Origin of the sequence: Paenibacillus sp. MBLB1832 (assembly GCF_032271945.1) — a bacterium.
Lineage (GTDB): Bacteria > Bacillota > Bacilli > Paenibacillales > NBRC-103111 > Paenibacillus_E > Paenibacillus_E roseopurpureus.
In genome coordinates this window covers 2,274,692-2,295,141 of sequence record NZ_CP130319.1, presented here as the reverse complement: position 1 = coordinate 2,295,141, position 20,450 = coordinate 2,274,692, and the positions used below count along the sequence as shown (strand labels likewise).

The window sequence follows — 20,450 nt, the reverse complement described above, 5'->3', positions numbered from 1 at the left end:
TTAGTTTGCAGGTTTATTTCGTTGTAATCGTCACCGTACGGCTTGAACCATCCCAGTTTACGGTACCGCCAAACGTCTCACCGACGAATCTTGCAGGCGCAAGCGTATACCCGTTCACTAGTCTTGCAGGCTCTTCCAGTTGTTTGGCAACACCATTCACGTAAACTGTACTCTGATCTAACGTCAACTTAACAACTGTGCTGCCTTTGGTCGCTGTTACCGTTCTCGTTGAGGCTTCGTAATCCACCTTGGCTCCCATAGCTTCGAAGATCGCGCGGAGCGGCGTAAACGTAGAGCCATTAACGATAACTGGCGGCTGCTCGAACTGTTGGGTTGCCCCATTAATGTCAACCGAAACCTGTGAGGATAGGCTGAAAGTTCGGAGGGCAACCTGCTGTCCTGACTTATTAAGAATGCGTAGTTGGAGCACAGAGCCTTCCGGCACTTCCCCTGCTTTAAGCTCCAATCCATAAGGTAAGCTGGTTTGCGAGCTGATCACACGGCCATTCAGCAAGTATTCCACTTTGCCTATGTACACATCAGGAATTTTGATAAAAGGAACAATTCTAGTTTGCTTCGTAAATGCTGGATGATTTGAATCAATCGGCACATAACCTACATGATCCGTTGGTTTCGCGGCATCCTTCACATCCGAAAGTAAGTAAGGATTTGCAATCAATCCGCTGTAATAGCTTTGAATGTCAGAGGATGTTGACAATGAATAATCATTCTTCGCATTACTCATACCCTGATCTACGTTAAAGTAAGTAATGGCTTTCAACCGCGGGTACTTATAAGGCATAATTTCGTACAAACGTTGCAGGTTCAACTTCGCCCATTCTGTGTAATCTTCGCCAGCCGAATGTGAATAATGGGGCACGCCCGTTTCACTCATCATAAGCGGCTTCCGATCGGAATATGTATTGTACAACCTTGTTAGACGCTCCACATTACTAGTGGCAAGCATCGATGGCAGTGAAGGGTCCCCATTCTCATACGGCTCGATGTATAAGCTAACCCCTACCCAGTCTACGTAGGCATCCCCTGGATAATACGGATCAATATCATTGGCTGGCACGTCTCCTGGACTCCATACCATCGCTACATTTGGCGCTTCTGCAGCAAAGACATCATGCAGCATACGGAACTTTGCTATATACTGAGCTGGATTCCCATGCCACTTGACCCATGCACCGTTCATCTCACCCGCAAAACGCAAGAAGATTGGAATACCTGCCGCTTTAGCTTCTCGCGCCCAGCTTCGTAAGTACGCCCCGTCTGTTACAGGGTCTAAACCATCATCTGGCTCCCATGCGATTTGCAAGGCACCACCTGCGTCCTTGGCACGCTTGGCATAAGAGGATGGGAAAGTTTGTCCCCAATGCGCATAAGCCAAATAAATGGCATGCTTTTTGCCATAGACCGATTGCATTTTGGTGAAAATATTACCGACTTTAGGATCTTGTTCAGAGTAGATACCCAAATACGTACCGTATGCAGGTTCAAATTTGGCAAGCGAGCTGCCTTTAGGCTGTGTTAGCGCCTGAACGATAGATTCGGAGCTTTCTTCGCGATAAAGCTCAACCGTTGTACGAATCTGATCCGCACGTTGTAATTTAACTGCGCCCCAATCCTTACCCGCATTCACCCAGAACTTGTTTTCCTGTTCATAGTAATAAATCGCTTGATCATAATCACCAATTTCATCAAAATAGCTATCTAGCTTGCCGCTAAAAAGAGCCGCATTCTCCCAATCCCCATTGCTAGCATAATAATCGGTAAGGAATTGCCAGTGCGGAACAGCCCCTTTGGAATTACCTGCAGCTTGCAGAGCATCCGCTTGGGTCCAATGATCCCAGACGACATCTGCACGTACAGGTGCTGGTGATTGTCCAATGCCTGCAGCCAAAATTCCAACTGCTAGTGAAATGATGCCAATTCGTTTGTGAAAGTTCAAGTAAAACAGTCTCCCTCCATCAAGTTGTAAAAAGTTCCCTGTAGTAGATACGCTGCAATAAAAGAAAAGTCGCATATAAACGACAAAAAAGTCAGCGGATTCGACAAAATGTGATTCCGTTTAATCGTCGTATGAATACTACGGACTATGTAGTGACATGCCGTCCACTTTGACAACCCAGTTTAATCAACTCAGTACAAAAGTGGAACAGCGTCGCAAATTGCGTATATTAGAAGCATATAGAGGGTGAAATATGTTAATTGGATGTTCTAACGCGAATCGCTCGATTGCTTTTTCTTTGACTTGCCGTCAAGGGCTGAACATAGGACTGATCTCCGATATGTGCCGTCCCTTTCACGCTCCCTTTCCGAAACGAGCCACCAGCTGCAGGAACAGCGATTCGTATCCCATAACTATCCATAACTCGAGCAATGGGATTGCTAATTGAACGCCGACCATCTGCTGTTCCCGCGAAATTAAGCGCTGCTGCAAAACGATCGTTGGCACGAAGCCAGACAGAACCTGAGTCACCCGGAAGTGAGACGGGACCTGAGTTGCCGACTATGACGGATTGATTACGAAAAAGTAAAGTACCTAAGCTTCCTCCATACGATACACGCACGTCCGCATTATTCGCTTCAACGGTTCCCCTCACATATCCCGAAGTGCGACCTGATTTGACGACATGCATGCCCACAGGATAACTAATTAAATGTCCTGGAACCGTAATCAACAAACCAGAGCTTCGCATATAACGAGGAGTTAGCAATCGATTCAATAGCGGTTTCGAGATGGAGGAGTCTTGATAGTTAACGTGACCTTTGCGCAATGGGACAAATTGATAAGCTCTTCCGATCCGACTCGAAACTGGCAATCCGCCATCTGCTGGACCTGGTTGAACGGTTCTAGAGTACGCTGTGGCATTATTTCGGATTAAGACGTGATTATTGCTCAAAACGAACAATTGATTATTTTTCGTAACAATCACACCGGCTGTACCCGTTGCAGATGGACCTGTTTTTCCAATACTGACACCACCGGGTACTGGGCGGAATCTCCCCCGAAAGCTTGTTATTTTAATGGCTTTGGGCTTGATCGCTGTTGTCGCGTGCGATTTAAACGTGCCAGAAGGCAGGAACCGCACAGGTACACTGGATCCTAATTTTGCTGCGGTACTTTTGAGAGAATTCAGCCCCGACGGCACGATTTTATGATGTGTGTACACGATCACACTGGCTCCTAAGCTCGGTTTCAAGGGATCAACATAGCCAACCCCAACCGCCATAACACCTGCTCTTTTCAGTAAGACAGGCGAAATTCGGTTTTTATGCTTCAATGCTTCATGAAATGTAGCCATGCCCATTCCCCTTTTCGTCATGTTGCAGCAGTGTATGCTAACTTGTACGAATCGGCTTGATTGCTTTACCTAAGGGGTGGGTAATGATTGAAAAAGGGCGGATGAAACCTAAAGACCCTCAAGAATAATACGGCTTCCTCGTCCAGAAGGCTCAGCTGGATGTACGATTAGCTTACGTACTAGACGCGCCCTCAGCTCAGGTACGTGCGAGATCACCCCAACAGCTAATCGATCCATATGAAGTTTTTCCAAAGCACCAATCACCATATCCAGCAGCTCTTGATCCAATGTTCCGAAGCCCTCATCTAAGAAGAAGAACTCTAATGGATATTCGCCTTTCAACTGAATCTGTGCTGAAAGCGCCAAAGCTAAGGCTAATGAGGTGAGGAAAGTTTCCCCTCCTGATAACGTTCCTACAGGACGCTTCACCCCGCCATTAGCGTCATCGCGAATGACAAATCCACCGCCAGAATCCACTTCGATGCCGTACCTTCGTCTGGTCAATTCACCTAGTCGTTCGGAGGCTGCTCGACTCACTTGCATTAACTGCTCTTCCGCCAAATATTCAACAAAAGCGTTGGCCTTGAGCACAGATTGCAGCTTGCCAAGGCGCTCCAGCTGTTTCGCTTGCTCGAGGCGCAGCGCCTCGAGCTCGCACCAGCGCTGGTGCCGCGCAGCGAGCTCGCTCGCGCCCTGCGCCGCCTTGGCCCGCGCTTCGAGCACAGCCTCGGCGGCAGCCTTCGCTGCCTGCAGCTGCGCCTGCGACTGCGCCCACTCGGCCGCGCTCAGCACGCGGCCCTGCAGCTTCGCTGCCAGCTGCGCCAGCTGGGCGCGCAGCGCCTGCTCGCGCTCGCGGTGCTCCGCCGCGAGCTGAGCCCATTGGCGGCGCAGCTCAGGCGCAAGCGCCGCCGCCACGACGGCTTCGCGCGACGCGAAGCCGTGCTCTGCGAGCGCGCTATGCAGCGCGCGCTCGGTTTGCTCGAGCTGCCGCGCAGCAGCAGCAGCAGCTTCTGCGGCGGCGCTGTAGCGCTGCGCCGCCAGGGACTGCTCGCGCTGCGCAGCAGCGTGCGCGAGCTTGGTCTGCTGCGCGAGCTGCCGCAGCTGCGCAAGCGCGGAGCTCGCCTCCGCGATGAGCTGCGGCACCGCTGCGCCAGGCGCGCGCTGCGCAAGCTGCCGCGACTTGTCGGCGGCAAGCTGCGCTAGCCCTTGCAGCCGCTCGTGCAGCTGCAAGGCGGTACGATCTTGCTCTTGCGTCGCCGTCTGGAGACGCTCAATATTCGCGGACAGCTCCTCAAGAAACGGAACACTTTTCTCAATTCTGCCTCTCAACTCCTCAGCTTGCTGCTCCTTCTCCAACAAGAGCTGAAGCTGTTCATCCACTTCTTCCCAATGGAATGAAGGATATCTTTGATGCCATTCAGCAAATTGATTCTTAATAGCTGCTGCTACATCTACAAATCTTCTTTCAGCTTCCTCATAAACACCAATTGCAGCTTGCATTTGCGTACGTATCATAAGTTCTTGCTGCGCAAGATCCCGATGCGCTTTATTCAGGTTTTGGAAGGCATTTTCCAAATCATTTGCCTGTGAAGTACATGATTGTAGGGATGTCTCCAGAAGGTTCCATTCCTTAAGCAAATCCGCCATGTTCTTCTCTTCAATAGCTTTGCTCTTCGTATTTATCATAACAGCAGCTTGACCCGCTGCAGCCTCTAAGAACGCGAGATCAACACTGCTCTCAGAGTTAGCAATTGATTTATCCTTGTGTTCACGTGCATCTGCCAACTCAAGTACGAAAGCTAACGATTCAGAGAACCTCCGCTCCAACTGAATCCCTTGAAACTGCCCCTCTTTTACACGCTGCACGAGTTGTTCACCTTGATGCAGGAGTTCCTCCCAATGGCTTTCTTGAGTGGCATTTGAACGCGTTGAGGCTGATTGTTGGCCTGGATGATCAAGAGACCCACAAACGGGACATGGTTCACCAACTTCTAATTCAGCAGCAATCCTTAATGCCAGTGCGTGACGTTCTTGTTGCTTCCATAGTCTCCTTTGATGTTCCATCCAATTCTGCACTTGCGACAAGAACTCCGTAAGTTGACTAGATACACGCTTGTGAATCTCAGAACAGGTTGCATGCGTCTGAAGCCAATTGGATAATCGCAGCTGCAAAGCTGATTTTTTGTTCGCAATCACTTCTAACGCTTGTTCCAGCGTTACTTTCGCCTGAAGCTTATCGTCTTTATTTTTCTGGGCATCTTGCTCTTGGGCCTGAAGCTGCACGATAGTCTTTTTTTCATGAACAGCACCTTGAAGCAGTTGTCTTGCCGTTGTCTCGATATGAACGAGCTTCAATTGCGCTTTGAGTTCATTTTGTTTCGTGATAGCTTTGTTTTTGGTCTCGACCGCTTTCGTAAGATCCGCTTGCAGCTTGGATAAAGTAAGCTTCACTTCTATTTCTTGCGTTTGAGCAGTCCCCATCTGAAGTTGAACTTGCTCCAGTTCTTTCTGGATAACGAGCGCCTGTTCTAACTGATCCAAACGCAGTAAGAGCGGCCCCTCTTGCAAAGTTAAATCCGTTTGAGCCTTCTCAAAAGCTTCTGAGGCCTGCCCAAACGCAGTTTCAGATGCCACGTGAGCCTTCGTCGCTTCTTCCAAGTGAACCTTCCTTGCGACAACCTCTTTTGATGCAGTTTCATATTGCTGCGCAAATGGCAATACCCGCTCCGCACGTTCTGCATCTTGGAGTTGGCGCTCTTTCTCCGCAATGGCTCCGCTCTGTTCTCGATGCTGTATAAGTTGCGATTCCAGCGCTTCTGATTCCTTTAACCACTCATGAACTTGCTTGTTTTGCGCATAGATCGTTTCTTGCTGCTCTAGCGAGATACGCGTTCGAATCGCTTCCTCTTCCGACTCTTGAAGCCTGCGATTCGCCTCTTCCAAAGCCGTAGAAGATGCCTCACCAAGCCCTTGCTGTTCCGCGCCCAGCTGTTTCACCAGACTGTCCGTTTCTTTGACTTTCGAACTCACTTTGATACTCAGTTGATCCCCATAAGCTTCAAGATGAAAAAGCCTTTGCAGCATTTGCCTGCGATCTTTGCCCGTTAACGTCAGGAATTCAGCAAACTTTCCTTGGGGAAGAACAACAGCTCTTGTAAAGTCTTGCATGGAAAGGCCTAAAATGTGCTGTACCTGTTGGTTAACCTCGCCAGCTTTATCCGCTAGAACAATCGTCTCATTCCCTTGAATATGCAAGAATCGCGCTATGGTCCCGTTAATTGACATTTCCGTGCCTCGTTTGAATTGTCGTTCAACACGATAGCGTTCCGTACCCACAGCATTCGTCAGTTCAAATGTAAAAGAAACGAACAGCGTAGATTCCGCATGATTCATAATTGCTTGCGTCCCACCGCTAGCTCTTTCTACTTTGCCATATAGCGAAAGGGTGATTGCATCTAAGAGCGATGACTTCCCGCTTCCTGTCGGTCCAAAAATACCAAACACACCCGCATCCACTAACTGACTAAAATCGATCGTTTGCAATTCGCGATAGCTCTGTAAACCCGACAACTGTAATTGAATTGGACGCATCCGTTTCTCCTCCTTCCATTACCCGAGTTATCCACAGGTACTCATTGGGCATAGATTTGTTATTCTCCTGATGCCTCACCATGATCTTTCTCCTGTAGAAGCTCCAAAAATAATTGAATAAGTGCTGGCTCCGGCTGCGCTCCACCCGTTTGACGCGCATAGAAGCGCGTGAAATGTTCTTCCATCGATAAGGCTGCTTTCGGCATCGAAGCGCGTGCAACTTCCATTTCTGGATAGATCGGCCTTATGTGAATAAAACCATCATAAGCTTTGCGCAGCGATTGGATTTGTTCGATGGACATCGCAGATGTCATCGTTATCTCCAAATCTATCCATGCGTTACCCGCCTTTTGCTCATCAAGCCATTGATGAACTTGCCCAATGCCTTCTTTCGCTCTCCAGCTCACAAGCGGACGTCCTGAGCTTAAGAAAATTTCTTTCGGCTCTGCCGTTTGACCAGGAGAAAGATCCAGTATGGTAACGGATTTGGCCTGACCCTCTTCCGAAAAACTATATGCGATAGGAGAACCGCTGTACCTGATCGGTGAAGCTGCCTTCACGTTCTGAGGGCGATGCAAATGACCCAGTCCCACGTACTGGGCACCTGCCGTCAATGCAGATGTATCCACGGTATAGGCGCCTCCAACTTGAATCGGGCGCTCTGATTCCGTCTCATGCCCCCCAAGTACATAAAGGTGGCTCATGATTAAATTCACGGTGCTCGGCTCGAAATGCGCCGCCTGCTTGCGAATGAGTGCGCCAACACGCTCCGAATATTTGCTTCTGAGGACTTCTTCCTCGGCGACTTCAGATAGCAATTCCTTTAACCGAGACTCCGAGGGATAAGGCAATGCGATGAGTTTGGCAAGCTCACCCGTTCGAGCGATGCCAATCGTTTGGATGTCTGGAACTGGCAAGCCAATTAAGGTAATTCCTTGTTTGGCCGCAAGTGGACCAGAAGCTGCTAAGCGATCGGGATGATCGTGGTTACCTGAAATAATAGCCACTTGCCTCTTAGCGCCATTCGCTAGTCTTGCTATTCCCTCATAGAACAACTGCTCCGCAGCAGCTGGCGGATTTACGCTGTCATAAATGTCGCCGGCGATTAATACCAAATCAATCTCTTCATCCTGGACGATACGGACAAGCTCATCCATAAAGGCAATCTGCTCTTCCAATCGGCTGCGCCCCTCTAGTGCTCGTCCAAAGTGCCAGTCCGCTGTATGCAAGATTCGCATAAGCCACATCTCCTTTCTCTTACATCTCCACGAGCTTAGCACCATCAAAGAAATACAAATATTTCCCCGTAATCGGACGCTTCCAAATATGTTCCACAGCCCGCGCATAAAGCTCGATTTGCTTCTCGTAACGCTTTTGAAGCTCTTCGTCACTACTTCCTTTGACGACATCCGTTTTATAATCAACAAGAACAAGTCCCAGCTCATCTTCAAATAAACAATCGATGACACCTTGAATCAGCACGGTCTCTCCAATGGTTGTAGAATCTGATTCAGGATAAACCTCGGATGCCGGCAATCCAAAGCTAAATGGCACCTCACGCTGGATCTGTTTAGCTTCTATCATTCGTTTACCTACATGTGTCTCAAAAAATTTCAAAATAACAGGAATATCAACCACATCACGCTGATCCTGCGTCATATTCTGTTTATCCATCATCTCTTGAAGCGTAGTCGTAATACTCATTTCCGTTGGCCTTTCATGCAGAGACAGATTTTGCATCACCGCATGAACGACAGTGCCTTTCTCAGCGGCAGTCAGCTTCTTCTCTTCCATAAATCGCGGCCTTCGCCAAATCATCGATTTCGTCTGGCTCCCGTTATTATCCAATGAAGGGATGCCCGCTTGAATTGGGAATTCCATCTCATTTACGATTCGTTGAGCCTCTGATAATCGTTTTACCTCGGATACCGTCGTTTTGGCAAAACGTTTTGGCGCATCGCCATAGGCGTATTCCCAGGAGAGTCGATCCCCTAGAATCCCTTTCCAAGTATCGTTCGTCGGAACAGATGCAAGCTTTAGAATGGCTGCTAGTTTATCATGATCAGGCAATTGTACTTCGTCTTCCAGATCAGCAACCTCTTGTAAACTTTCTGGTGTAATGACAGTTAGTTTCCAACGCGATGAATCCTGGAGCAATCTCAAGTCTGACGCTGCGTCGGAAATGCCGAGACGTTCCCGCCACAACACGGCATCTGGATGACGAAGAAGCGCAGGACCTACCCAATCCAAGTAGCTTTTCGCCTTTGCAAGTTCAAAATCTGGCAAATACCAGTTTTCACGCGTAAGATGTCTTCCCCAGGCCCGTAATAATTTATCTAGCGACTTCACCGTGCCTAGCAAATATAACTTCTCTCTCGCCCGTGTGAGCGCCACGTATAGAACACGCATTTCTTCTGCTAGAAGTTCTAGCTTCAGCCTCTTCTTGATTGCAAGTGAAGGCAGCGTCGGATAGCTAACACGAAGTGTCGTATCTACAAAGCGAGGTCCAAAACCAAGCTCCTTATGCAATAAGAAAGCATCATTCAAATCTCGTTGATTGAACATTTTGGCCATACCAGCAACAAATACGACAGGGAACTCTAGCCCCTTACTCTTGTGAATCGTCATGATGCGGACAACATCTTCTTGTTCACCGAGCGCTCGCGCGGTACCCAAATCTCCTCCGCTCTCTTTCATACGCTCGATAAAACGTAAAAAGCGAAATAAGCCTCGCAGAGATGTACTTTCATATTGCCTAGCACGATCGTACAGCGCTCTGAGATTGGCTTGCCTTTGTAAGCCGCCAGGCAAACCGCCAGCGTAGTCATAGTAACCTGTTTGTCTAAAAACGTGCCAAATCAGATCTGCTAATGAACCTTGTCTTGCCTCGTTGCGCCATTGCTCCAAGCGCTCTAGAAACAAGTTAAGTTTGGTTGCTAAATCGTCTGATTCTCCGTCTATTGTTAAAAGCTGCGCTCTAGCCAAAACAGACTCATAGAACGGCTTAGACTTGTCTACTCCACGAATTTGCGCTAATTCCTCCGCATGCAATTGAACGATTGGCGATCTTAATACGGCTGCTAATGGGACGTCCTGATAAGGATTGTCGATCACTTTCAACAACGAAAGCATCGTCTCGACCTCAGTGGCTGAAAAATACCCCGTACTCAACTCTGCATAGGCAGGGATTCCCTGTTTTTTAAGTTCCTCGATGATAACAGGCGACCAAGCTTGTGTCGCTCTTAACAAAATGACGATATCACGATACGTGGCTGGACGATTCCCACCCGACTTTTTATCAAACACTTGGAAAGCTTCTTGACCGCCGCCACCTAACAGTTCACGAATTTGACGAGCTATTGTACGAGCTTCCAGTTGGGCAGTTTCCAATTCTTCCGCTTCAATGGCTGGATCAGCAGTACTTTCTCCTGACTCTACTTGTGTTTCGACTTCAGCATCTTCCACTTCTTCAGCGAATTCATTCGAATCTCCGCCTTGCTTGCACCGGTCTACAAGGAGCATTTCAACTGCACAGTCTGATGTAGAAGGAGGATAGCCCGCGCCATACACCAATTCCGCTCGCTTGTCGTACTCAATTTCACCGACCGTTTCATTCATCATCTGTTTAAAAATGAAATTAACGGCATCGACAACCTCAACCCGGCTGCGGAAGTTTTTCGCCAAATCAATCCTTCCACCTGTAAGAGGTGTACCTGCAGGCGCTTCCTTGCTGGAACGATACGCTTTGTATTTCTCCATAAACAAACCTGGCTCGGCCAGACGAAACCGATAAATACTTTGTTTCACGTCGCCAACCATAAAACGATTCCCTGGCTTAGGTGCGGATATCAACTCTACAATGGCTTCTTGAACGCGATTCGTATCCTGATACTCGTCGAGAAGCACTTCCGCAAACTGCTTTCTGTATGATTGCGCTGCCTCTGAAGGAGATAACTCCCCAGGTGCCGCGTCTTGCGAGGTCAAGATTTGCAAGCAATAGTGCTCCAAATCAGCAAAATCAATTAAGCCTTTCGCTGCTTTCGCGGATTGGTATCGTTCACCAAAATCAACAATCAGATCAACCAGAACGTGCAATAAGGGTGCCATCTCCGCGATTTCTTGGTGAAACTGCTCGGGTGTGCGACCGAACAATTCTTCCTTGAGCTTGTTAATGCCATCCTTTGCTTTATTGCGCAACTCTTTCACTTCTTCTTGCAAAGCTTTATCATAATCGTCACCTTTACAGGCTTTGAGTTTACCGAACTCAACCGTTTGAAATCCTCGGTACAGAACAGACCATGGATATGTCGTCGTTTCTTGTAAATTCTGAATTAGCTCTATATCTTCACGCAAATTCTCGAGATAAGGCGCTGGTCCGCCTGGGGATTCTGCAAGGTCATAAGCTTGTCTTAACAAATCCGCAGCGCCTTCAAGTTCAAGTGAAAGGTCACGAATCAAGCTTTGCTCCCAAAGGGAATAATCCACAGGAGCAGCACCCGCGGCAACATAAGGCAATGACGCCTCATATGGCGCATACTCCATTTCCTCTTGATCTGCCGCAGGCTTTGCATCTGGCGGACCAAACATGGAAGCCGTTCCTCGCAGCCACATCTCTGGCCAAGGATGACTGCGTGACACATCATAAAGTTTTTGAATAAGATTCATGATCGCTTGATCGTTTCGCTCACCACTGAAAGAGTCTACCAACCGCCAAAACGCACTATTCTCATCACTTGCCGCGTAGTATTGCTCGAGCATTTCAATGAGCAAGTCTTGGCGAAGCAAATCAGCTTCTGTTTCATTCGCGATCCGAAACCCTGGATCCAGCTTAATAAGGCTGAAATAACGCTGAACAACCTCTAAGCAAAATGAATGAAGTGTTGTAATCGATGCTTTCCCCATTAACGCCAACTGTTTGCGTAGATGCTGAGAGTTTGGCTGCTTCGTCAGTTCTTTCTCCAATGCTTCACGTATACGATGCTTCATTTCCGAGGCAGCAGCCTTGGTGAACGTAGCAACCAGAAGGCGGTCTACGTCGATAGGCTCCCACTCATTGGAAATTCGACGAATAATACGTTCTACGAGTACGGCCGTTTTACCTGAACCAGCCGCAGCGGCGACTAGCATATTCTGACCTTTCAACGTAATGGCGTCCCATTGATCATCCGTCCATGTACTGCCAAGGGGTTTAGGTTCTTGCCCTGTTATCATTCGTAGTCACTCCTCTCCGCCCTCATGACTGGCTGGCTTGCTCAGCCAAATCCGTCCATATTTGGTCTTTGGCACGCTGACGAAATACTTGAATGTCATTCCCTTCAAATAAGGGATCTATTTGACATATAGCTGTATACGAACAATGTTGACAGGCTGATTTCTTGCCTAAACGATAAGGCGCGATGTCAACATGACCGTTCGTAATATTCGTGCCGATTTGTTTCACTTGCTTGCGCACATAGGTCCGAAGCGTATCCCATTGTTCATCCGTAGCCACGGAAGAAGTGGCGTAGAAAGTCCCGTCTTTTTTAATACCGACTGGAATCAGCTGCGAATTTCCCGTGCCTTGGATAAGTTCATCATCCATCAACCCAGCAACTTCTGAATCAGCTGTTACGAGGCCTTTCATTTTATAGCGTTTGCGAAGTTCCTTCTCAACAGCAGCAGCATCTAATGCGTTTTTTTGCTGCAACATCGGATTATGCACGTGGAAATATAGCACACCAGCAGGCTTTGCCGGGGCACCGAGCCATGTCTGGGCATGCGTAAGTACAACATCTAAATACGTCAACATTTGGAGGGACAGCCCATAGTAAACTTCGGATAACTGCAGCGCCGTTTGGCTAGATTTATAATCAATCACGCGCAATAACACACCTTGTTCACTATCCGCGCGATCTACACGATCAATTCGCCCAATAATCTCCATCGTACACCCATTGTCTAATTCAAAGGTAAGTGAAGGCAGGTCCTTACCAGGTCCGAAATCAATTTCTAAGCCTAGCGGCTGGAATTGACCATGCTTGGCATGTTCGCCGAGAATGACCGCTGCTTTCCCTACTACTTGCTTCAACTTCCTCGCAATATAGGCATATCGGCTGGAGCTCAACAGTATTTCCCCTTGGAGTCTTGGCGCTAACTCATCGACAACCACAGCAGATCGCTCCATACATTCCGATGCTGAAAGTGAACCCCAATCCAACTGATCCTGCTGCAGATTCCGAACGAATTGATTCAACGCAGCGTGGAACAATTGACCGATATCCGGGGCATCCAAACGATATACATGACGCTCCTGCAGTCTCAGACCATGTGAGACAAAGTGAGAAAACGGACATGCTACAAACTTCTCCATCCTAGACACACTTGCTCTCAAATGCTGCCCGTATAGCTGTATACTCGTTGCAGGCGACAGTCCCTTCTCTTTATTCGTGTAATGAAGAGCTTGTACAATCGCTTGCAGCTTAGGCTGCCATTCAGGATGCTCTGCATACCAGTTGTACGTCTCCCACCAAAGTTCAGACATTCGCCCACCTAGCATCCAGTGCTTCAAACGAACTGCCAAATGTGAGATCGCTTGTCTCGGATGAGACAAATAAGCAACTTGCTCCGTTTCCGAAGACTCTAGGGATGGTTCTGCAAGGAGCAACGGCCGCTCCGTCCCTGGAAACAGTTGACGAATTTGCTTGATTAATTCAGAAGGCAGCAACGACTTTCCTTCTTCATCCGCCAGGGGATAGCTAAGCCACAGTCGCTTCCCTGGAACTGATAGAGATGTGTAAATGATAAATTGCTCGTCCATCAACTTGCGCCGACTGCCATCAGCCATAGGTAGACCCGCGTCCATTAAAATGCAGCGCTCTGCCTCTGTTAGAACGCCTTTTTCAGCCATTTGCGCGGGGATGACCCCTTCACTTACGCCAAAAATATACGCATAGCGAATACCGCTAGAGCGCGTTCTGTCCATGCTTCCGATCAATAATTGGTCCATCGCTGGGGGAACTAGTCCCAATTTCATACTTTCCATGCCCGTCTCAATCAGTGAAGTGAACAATTCAAGCGAAGTCTCATCTTCGCCCATGGATTCCACTAATTGATCTAACATATCCATCACGCCGTTCCACATTTGCCCATGTTCACGAGCCTTTTCAGGATTGCCTGCCTCTGTCGCTAGGTCTGCCCATGTCTGCAATCTTTCTGGCACCTGAACCTGTACAAGGAGTTCATAGATCGCTTCTACTTTTTGTTTGACAGTACGTGCTTGATCAAGTTTCTTTGAAAAGGCTTGAAGCGGACCAACAACCCATGATCTGCTCCGATTCAACGCTTGCAATTCCGCGGTTTGTTCCAGCTGTAAGTCATCAGACTGCTCCAAATTCGCACGCAATGTATAGGTCCAAGGCTTGCCATCGGTCCATCGATATCCTTGAATACCGAAAGCCAGCACATAATTTTCTAATTTATCAAGTTCAGTCCGCTGCGACTCCGCCTCCATTGGAAGCAGTAAATCCGTTTTGACACAGCGAAAAACCGCATCATAATGCCAGTTATATCCTACGACCTCAAGTGCGGAGCGAATAAACTCTACCAAGGGATGGTGCAGAACTGAACGTTTCTGATCAAAAAAATGAGGAATCTCGTAATCCGTCAGCACCATATTCAATAAATCCTGGTAGCCTTCCATATTCCTCACCATAATCGCAATTTCACGCCAGCGAACACCATGTTCTCGGACTAGTTGCAGCATGTCTCGCACTGCACCCTCAACTTCCGCACGACGATGGACAGCTTCCCGAATCACGAGTTGGTCAGAAAGCTTTTCATCACCAGTCACGCTGTAAGGCGATACCCTGCCGCCGATACGACGATCGAAATTTCGCTCAAGAAACGCTAGGGCAGGACTGTCTTCAAATCTTGGCGCGTGCTCAGGCGCAAGTTGAATAACCTCGGCAGATCCGAGTCCAAGCTGCCACACCATCTCTTGCAATCGAATCATCGTGGTGGCAGTCGGATGGAAAAGATCCAGCTCATCTGGCACGTCGCCAGCTTGCAGTTCCCTATTTAAGCATAACGTAATGGTCACTTCCTTACAGACAGCTAACAGCGCTCCTAAGACTTGAAATTCTTGCGGCGTAAAGCCATGAAAGCCATCAATCCAAATGCTGGCATCGCGCAAATAAGCAGAGTTCTTCACTTGCTCAGCAAGCAATGTTAAATAATCCTCACCATCCAAATATTGCTGCGCTAACTCCGCTTCAAATTGACGATACACCAGTTGAATATCGTGCATTTTATCTCGAAGTAATCCCTGTTCACCTAAACTAGTTACCCGTTTTAGCTCATGTGCCTCCAACCCTTCCGCAGACACGCAATAACGTTTCATCTCTGTAAACAGCTGATTCAATCGATCGACGAAACCCATTTGTTCAGCGGAATGACCGAAAATGCGAAGTTCATCTTTCCTCCTATGTAAAATACGCGTCAGCAGCAATTTCTTACCCGTATCATCAATTGGCAGCCTTGCCGTCCCGCCTTCTTCTTGCATAACACGCCATGCTAAACGATGAAAACTCAAAACTTGCGCACGAATCATCCCGCGAATCGACGGATCCGATACGATGGCATGTTCATCTTGGAAAGTTGCTTGTTCGGGTACTAATAAAATCAACGGTGCACCCTCAGGTGCCGTTGTTAACTGTTGTTTGATTTCGGACAGACAACGCTGGCTCTTGCCGCTTCCCGCTCTACCAATCACGAATCGAATGGACATTCAGGCCTCCTACTGCTTCCAGATTGAAGCATCGCTACGCTAGTTATTCAAGATTAATATCTCTCTATTCTATCATAATTTGAGTAGAGAGACGGTGTGGTAGATGATGGGGTAGAACAAAAATAAAAACAGGCAACGTCACTCGGACGGCCTGTCTCTACATAAGGCTTATTTACTTCTGACTTCAAAAATCGCAAACTTCAAATAATGCCCTTCATCAACGCCAAGAATCCGAGGGTGATCCATCCCTGCCCCGCGGAACTCAATCAAACGAAGAATTTTCCCGGCATCGGTAGCCGCTGCATGAATCGTCTCCAGGAATAGCTCAGGGTGCATGTGGTAAGAGCAGCTTGCCGTTACGAGGTACCCACCCTCATTCACAAGCTTCATGCCATGCAAATTGATATCTTTATAACCGCGGCATGCGCCTTCAACCGCGCTTTTCGTCTTCGCAAAGGCAGGTGGATCGAGGATGACGACATCCCATGTGCGTCCGCCATTTCCAACAGGCTTGGATGTGTCAACCTTTGATTGACCAGCGGCCCCTGCTTGTGCGCGCAGCTTCCGCTCGTCTAGCCCTTTCACTTGCATGCGCAAGTATTCAAAGGCATCCGCCACAACGAACTCTACGCGATCTTCAAATCCGTTCAGCGCAACGTTCGTACGCGCACTTTCAATGGCATGCTCCGAAATGTCGAGGCACGTTACTTTTTTAGCACCGAATTTACAAGCATTCAACGTAAAGCTTCCTGTGTGGGAGAAGCATTCTAGCACAGAAGCGCCATCCCATAGCGGAAAAGTGACAACTTTGCCATTTGCATTGACAGGTAGTTGTTGTCTCACACCGTTTTCTTCAACTTCAGCCAATTGAATCCCGCTTCGGTGACCCCAGCCCGTCATTAGCGGAGCAATTGCGGCACGATTCTCACGTTGGTCGAAGAAATATCCCGTCTTCTGACCTTCCTCAATATCAACGCGAATCCGAAGCCCATTTTCCAAAATATCCACATGTTTGGAGCAATCCCCGTACAGCAACCCTTTGGTCTGTTTCAGCCCCTCCAGCTCACGAATAGAGACATCGCTCCGTTCAAAAATCCCAACTGGCTTCATGACTTGCACCAAGGCCTCGACGATCTGCTCTCGGCAGCGGTCCATCCCCAAGGTTAACAATTGAACGACCAAGGTGTTCTCGAATTTATCAACGATTAAACCTGGTAAAAAATCAGCTTCACCGTAAACCAATCGATACGACTGGGCGCCTTTCACGAAGCGCTGACGATGCTGCAAACACCGCGTAAATCGTTCTACGAAAAAGTCCGTCGTCATCGCTTCAAGCGGACTATATGCAACGATTCGTACAGTTAGTTGTGATGCCTCGTTGTAATACCCTGTCGCAAGGTATTTGCCTTGATGCGTTTGAACAGCTACAAGCTGTCCCGGCTCAATATCGCCTTCAACACGCTCGATCTCACTTTTGTACACCCAAGGATGTCCTTGCTCTAAGCGTGGTTTCCGTTTTTTATGTAAAATTACTGCTGCCATTTATATTTTGCCGTCCTTTGTTTGAAACCGTTCGCCTGAATCCGCTCGCTTGTCATGCTTGTCTGTACGGTCACATATATTGGTTGAAAAACGTTGCTCTCTCACGAAAAGGAGAATCCTTCCATGATCCATGCCATTATCTTGCCTGTTGCCGCAGGCTTAACCTTGTTTCTGATCGGAATGAAGCTGATGGAATCATCGCTTCAAGCTTGGGCAGGCCCCCGCCTTCAGCAATGGCTGGAGCGGTTTACCCGAACGCCGGTGCGCGGCCTTATCACCGGCACCGTACTTACCGCGGCGCTCCAGAGCAGCACCGCGATCACCGTCATCGCCATCGGCCTCGTCGGCGCTGGCGTGCTGTCCTTCCCGAGAACACTTGGCGTGATTCTCGGGACGAACATCGGCACCTGCCTCACCACCGAGCTGATTGGACTCAGCCTCGGTGGTATCGGTGTGCCGATCCTGCTCGCCAGCGCCAGCGTCTGGCTGTCGAGCTGGCTGGCTGGGCCCTTGAAGCCTGCGGCTCAAGGGCTTGGCCTAGACCAGACCGCAGCGCTGCGCCGCGGTCACACATGGCTGCCCAGCGTCCGCTACGGATCGCTGGCAACGGCCGGCTTCGCTCTCGTGCTGCTCGGCATCGAGATCATGCAAACGATCGGGCCTGCGCTGCAGTCCCGAGGTCTGTTCGCCTGGTTCGTGCACCAGGCGCAAACGAGCCTGCTCTGGGGCATCCTCGCAGGCGCTGCAGTGACAGCGCTGGTGCACAGCAGCGCGGCCGTCATCGCGATGGCGATGGGCCTCGCCGCCGGCGGAGGCATCCCCGTCGAGCTGGGCATCGCGATCACGATCGGCGCCAATGTCGGCACCTGCGCGACCGCAGTCATCGCGGGCATTAGCTCCTCGCGCGCGGGGCGATACGTCGCCTGGTCACACGTGCTGCTTAATGTGGGCGGCGCGATCCTCTTTTATCCTTGGATCCATCAGCTTGCCAGCCTCTCGGAACTGCTTGCACATGACGCCGCATCTCAGATCGCTCGTTCCCAAACGATCTTCAATATCGTTGGTTCACTGGTAGCACTGCCGCTTTGTTATCTTAGTATGTGGAAGCGCCTTGAGTTCCGTTCACAATAGCAACGCCAGAGCTTGTACCCAAACGTGTCGCGCCCGCTTCGATCATGGCCAAAGCGGTTGCCGCATCGCGTACGCCGCCAGATGCTTTTACCCCAATCGTGCTCGATACGTTTTGGCGCATTAAGCGAACATCTTCAACTGTCGCTCCGCCAGGACCAAAACCAGTCGATGTTTTCACAAAATGTGCCCCCGCTTCTTCGGAAAGGCGGCATGCCGCTATTTTTTGCTCATCATTCAGAAACCCTGTTTCCATAATAACCTTAACGATCGCTTTTCCTTTAACCGCGTCCACAACTTGTTTAATATCCGTACGAACTGCATCCAATTGACCTTCCAAAAGCAAACCGATCGGCAATACCGTATCAATTTCAGCGGCGCCATTATCAACCGCTTTCGCTGCTTCGAAAGCCTTCACTTCACTTAAACTCGCGCCAAGCGGGAAACCAACAACAGCTGCAACCTTAACGCCAGTTCCCTCTAATGCTTTTGCCGCTGTGGCAACAAACTGTGAGTTCACACACACGCTGAAAAATTGATGCTTCGCAGCTTCCTCACACAACGTAAGAATTGCCGCTGTACTTGCATCTGCTTTCAATAATGTGTGGTCAATGTAACTCGCCATTTCTTTCGCATTTAATGTCATGGGACATGCACCTCATCTATTCTAAATTAAATAACATCCTACTGCCTCACGTGAGAAAACCTCTACAAGGGCATTCTCCAGAAGAGAAACCACAGGTAGAGGTATTGTTGCCTGCACCGGATTACAAATTCACAACAGTCGCTGTTTCTAGCACACGTACAAGCTGACCTTTGCTTTCGTTCACACCCGCTTCAGTTACTTTCACACGGCATACTTCACCGATCATATCCTCGGAACCTTCGAAAACCAACTGAACATAGTTGTCGGAGTATCCACTGTATAAACCACTGTCTGGCGCACCTTTGTACGCACGCTCTGGAATCACTTCCAGCACTTGACCAACGAATTTCTGTGCATACGCTAGCTGCATTTTTTCAGAAAGATCAATGAGCTCATGAACGCGTGCATTTTTAATTTCCTCATCCACTTGATCCTCCATCCGCGCAGCAGGCGTACCTGTTCGTTTCGAATACGGGAAAACGTGCATTTCGGAGAATTGCATGCGCTCCATAAATTCAAAACCTTCGCGGAACATCTCATCGGTTTCACCTGGGAAACCAACGATCACATCCGTTGTGATGGCCACGTCAGGCATAATTTCATGCAGACGCTCGATTTTACGAGCAAATTCAGCTGTTGTATATTTGCGGCGCATCCGCGCCAGCACGTGATCATTACCCGCTTGCAGCGGGATATGCAGATGACGGCACATTTTGTCTGAAGACTTGAGCACCTCAATCACTTCATCCGTAATTTGGCTCGCTTCGATGGAGGAAATACGAATTCGCTTCAGTCCTTCAACCTTGTCCAAATCCTTCAAAAGCTTCGCCAAACTGTAGTCCTCAATATCTTCACCATAGCCGCCCGTATGAATACCCGTTAGTACAATTTCCTGATACCCGGCTGCTACTAGCTGTTCGGCTTGCGCAATAACGCTTTGCGGTTCACGGCTGCGCATCAAGCCACGGGACCAAGGAATAATGCAGAAGGTGCAGAAGTTGTTGCATCCTTCTTGGATTTTTAAGAAAGCCCGCGTACGATCGGCAAAATCAGGCACATCCAATTCCTCGAAGGAACGAGTTTTCATAATGTTTCTTACGGCATTAATCGGTTGGCGATCGGATTCAAACTGTTTCACAAGCGGAATAATTTTGTCCCGGTCTTGTGTCCCGATAACCATGTCAACGCCTGGAATAGCCATAATTTCAGCTGGCGACGTCTGCGCGTAACAACCTGTTACGGCGACGATCGCTTCTGGGTTGCGACGAATGGCGCGGCGAATCATTTGGCGGCTCTTCTTGTCCCCTGTGTTTGTCACCGTACACGTGTTAATTACATAAACATCTGCCGTTTGTTCGAAATCGACTTGCTCATAGCCCTCATTCTTGAAAAGCTGCCAAATCGCTTCTGTATCATAAAAGTTAACTTTACATCCTAACGTATGAAACGCTACCGTTGCCATTTG

The 20,450-nt window shown here is 48.8% G+C and carries 10 protein-coding genes; 1 reads left to right on the top strand and 9 read right to left on the bottom strand.

Features of this window, described 5'->3' with window-relative positions; all coding sequences use genetic code 11:
• Positions 1-13: 13 nt before the first annotated feature.
• The 7 genes from MJB10_RS09870 to MJB10_RS09840 form a co-directional block, all read right to left on the bottom strand.
• Entirely contained in the window at positions 14-1,957 is a 1,944-nt protein-coding gene (locus tag MJB10_RS09870; protein ID WP_314804140.1) for a stalk domain-containing protein, read from the bottom strand.
• A gap of 256 nt (positions 1,958-2,213) precedes the next feature.
• Complete coding sequence (locus tag MJB10_RS09865; protein WP_314804137.1) at positions 2,214-3,314, bottom strand: chymotrypsin family serine protease; 1,101 nt, start codon at positions 3,312-3,314, stop codon at positions 2,214-2,216.
• A gap of 108 nt (positions 3,315-3,422) precedes the next feature.
• Positions 3,423-6,905: an SMC family ATPase gene (locus MJB10_RS09860; protein WP_314804134.1), complete on the bottom strand. Its 3,483-nt coding sequence runs from the start codon at positions 6,903-6,905 to the stop codon at positions 3,423-3,425.
• Positions 6,906-6,964: 59 nt separating this feature from the next.
• Positions 6,965-8,143: an exonuclease SbcCD subunit D gene (locus MJB10_RS09855; RefSeq protein WP_314804130.1), complete on the bottom strand. Its 1,179-nt coding sequence runs from the start codon at positions 8,141-8,143 to the stop codon at positions 6,965-6,967.
• A gap of 19 nt (positions 8,144-8,162) precedes the next feature.
• The gene (addA, locus tag MJB10_RS09850) at positions 8,163-12,116 is read right to left on the bottom strand and encodes a helicase-exonuclease AddAB subunit AddA (RefSeq protein ID WP_314804127.1); all 3,954 of its coding nucleotides are present in this window, start codon (positions 12,114-12,116) and stop codon (positions 8,163-8,165) included.
• 22 nt (positions 12,117-12,138) lie between these two features.
• Entirely contained in the window at positions 12,139-15,669 is a 3,531-nt protein-coding gene (gene addB, locus MJB10_RS09845) for a helicase-exonuclease AddAB subunit AddB (protein WP_314804124.1), read from the bottom strand.
• Between the two features lie 168 nt (positions 15,670-15,837).
• Positions 15,838-17,211 (bottom strand): class I SAM-dependent rRNA methyltransferase, encoded by a 1,374-nt coding sequence (locus MJB10_RS09840; RefSeq protein WP_314804122.1) that lies wholly within the window; start codon positions 17,209-17,211, stop codon positions 15,838-15,840.
• 123 nt (positions 17,212-17,334) lie between these two features.
• Between MJB10_RS09840 and MJB10_RS09835 the strand changes: the two genes are divergently transcribed.
• Positions 17,335-18,342 carry a Na/Pi cotransporter family protein gene (locus MJB10_RS09835; protein WP_314804121.1) on the top strand — a complete coding sequence of 336 codons (1,008 nt, stop codon included), beginning with the start codon at positions 17,335-17,337 and terminating at the stop codon, positions 18,340-18,342.
• Here MJB10_RS09835 and deoC read toward each other — a convergent pair.
• Entirely contained in the window at positions 18,305-18,985 is a 681-nt protein-coding gene (gene deoC / locus MJB10_RS09830; RefSeq protein WP_314804119.1) for a deoxyribose-phosphate aldolase, read from the bottom strand. The genes MJB10_RS09835 and deoC overlap by 38 nt on opposite strands.
• Positions 18,986-19,106: 121 nt before the next feature.
• Entirely contained in the window at positions 19,107-20,447 is a 1,341-nt protein-coding gene (mtaB, locus tag MJB10_RS09825) for a tRNA (N(6)-L-threonylcarbamoyladenosine(37)-C(2))-methylthiotransferase MtaB (protein ID WP_314804117.1), read from the bottom strand.
• Positions 20,448-20,450 lie beyond the last annotated feature (3 nt).

What these genes read in the sequence shown, in the direction of transcription:
- deoC (WP_314804119.1), bottom strand. Translation starts at nt 18,985, where the DNA reads ATGACATTAAATGCGAAAGAAATGGCGAGTTACATTGACCACACATTA.
- MJB10_RS09840 (WP_314804122.1), bottom strand. Translation starts at nt 17,211, where the DNA reads ATGGCAGCAGTAATTTTACATAAAAAACGGAAACCACGCTTAGAGCAA.
- mtaB (WP_314804117.1), bottom strand. Translation starts at nt 20,447, where the DNA reads ATGGCAACGGTAGCGTTTCATACGTTAGGATGTAAAGTTAACTTTTAT.
- addA (WP_314804127.1), bottom strand. Translation starts at nt 12,116, where the DNA reads ATGATAACAGGGCAAGAACCTAAACCCCTTGGCAGTACATGGACGGAT.
- MJB10_RS09855 (WP_314804130.1), bottom strand. Translation starts at nt 8,143, where the DNA reads ATGCGAATCTTGCATACAGCGGACTGGCACTTTGGACGAGCACTAGAG.
- MJB10_RS09835 (WP_314804121.1), top strand. Translation starts at nt 17,335, where the DNA reads ATGATCCATGCCATTATCTTGCCTGTTGCCGCAGGCTTAACCTTGTTT.
- MJB10_RS09860 (WP_314804134.1), bottom strand. Translation starts at nt 6,905, where the DNA reads ATGCGTCCAATTCAATTACAGTTGTCGGGTTTACAGAGCTATCGCGAA.
- addB (WP_314804124.1), bottom strand. Translation starts at nt 15,669, where the DNA reads ATGTCCATTCGATTCGTGATTGGTAGAGCGGGAAGCGGCAAGAGCCAG.
- MJB10_RS09865 (WP_314804137.1), bottom strand. Translation starts at nt 3,314, where the DNA reads ATGGCTACATTTCATGAAGCATTGAAGCATAAAAACCGAATTTCGCCT.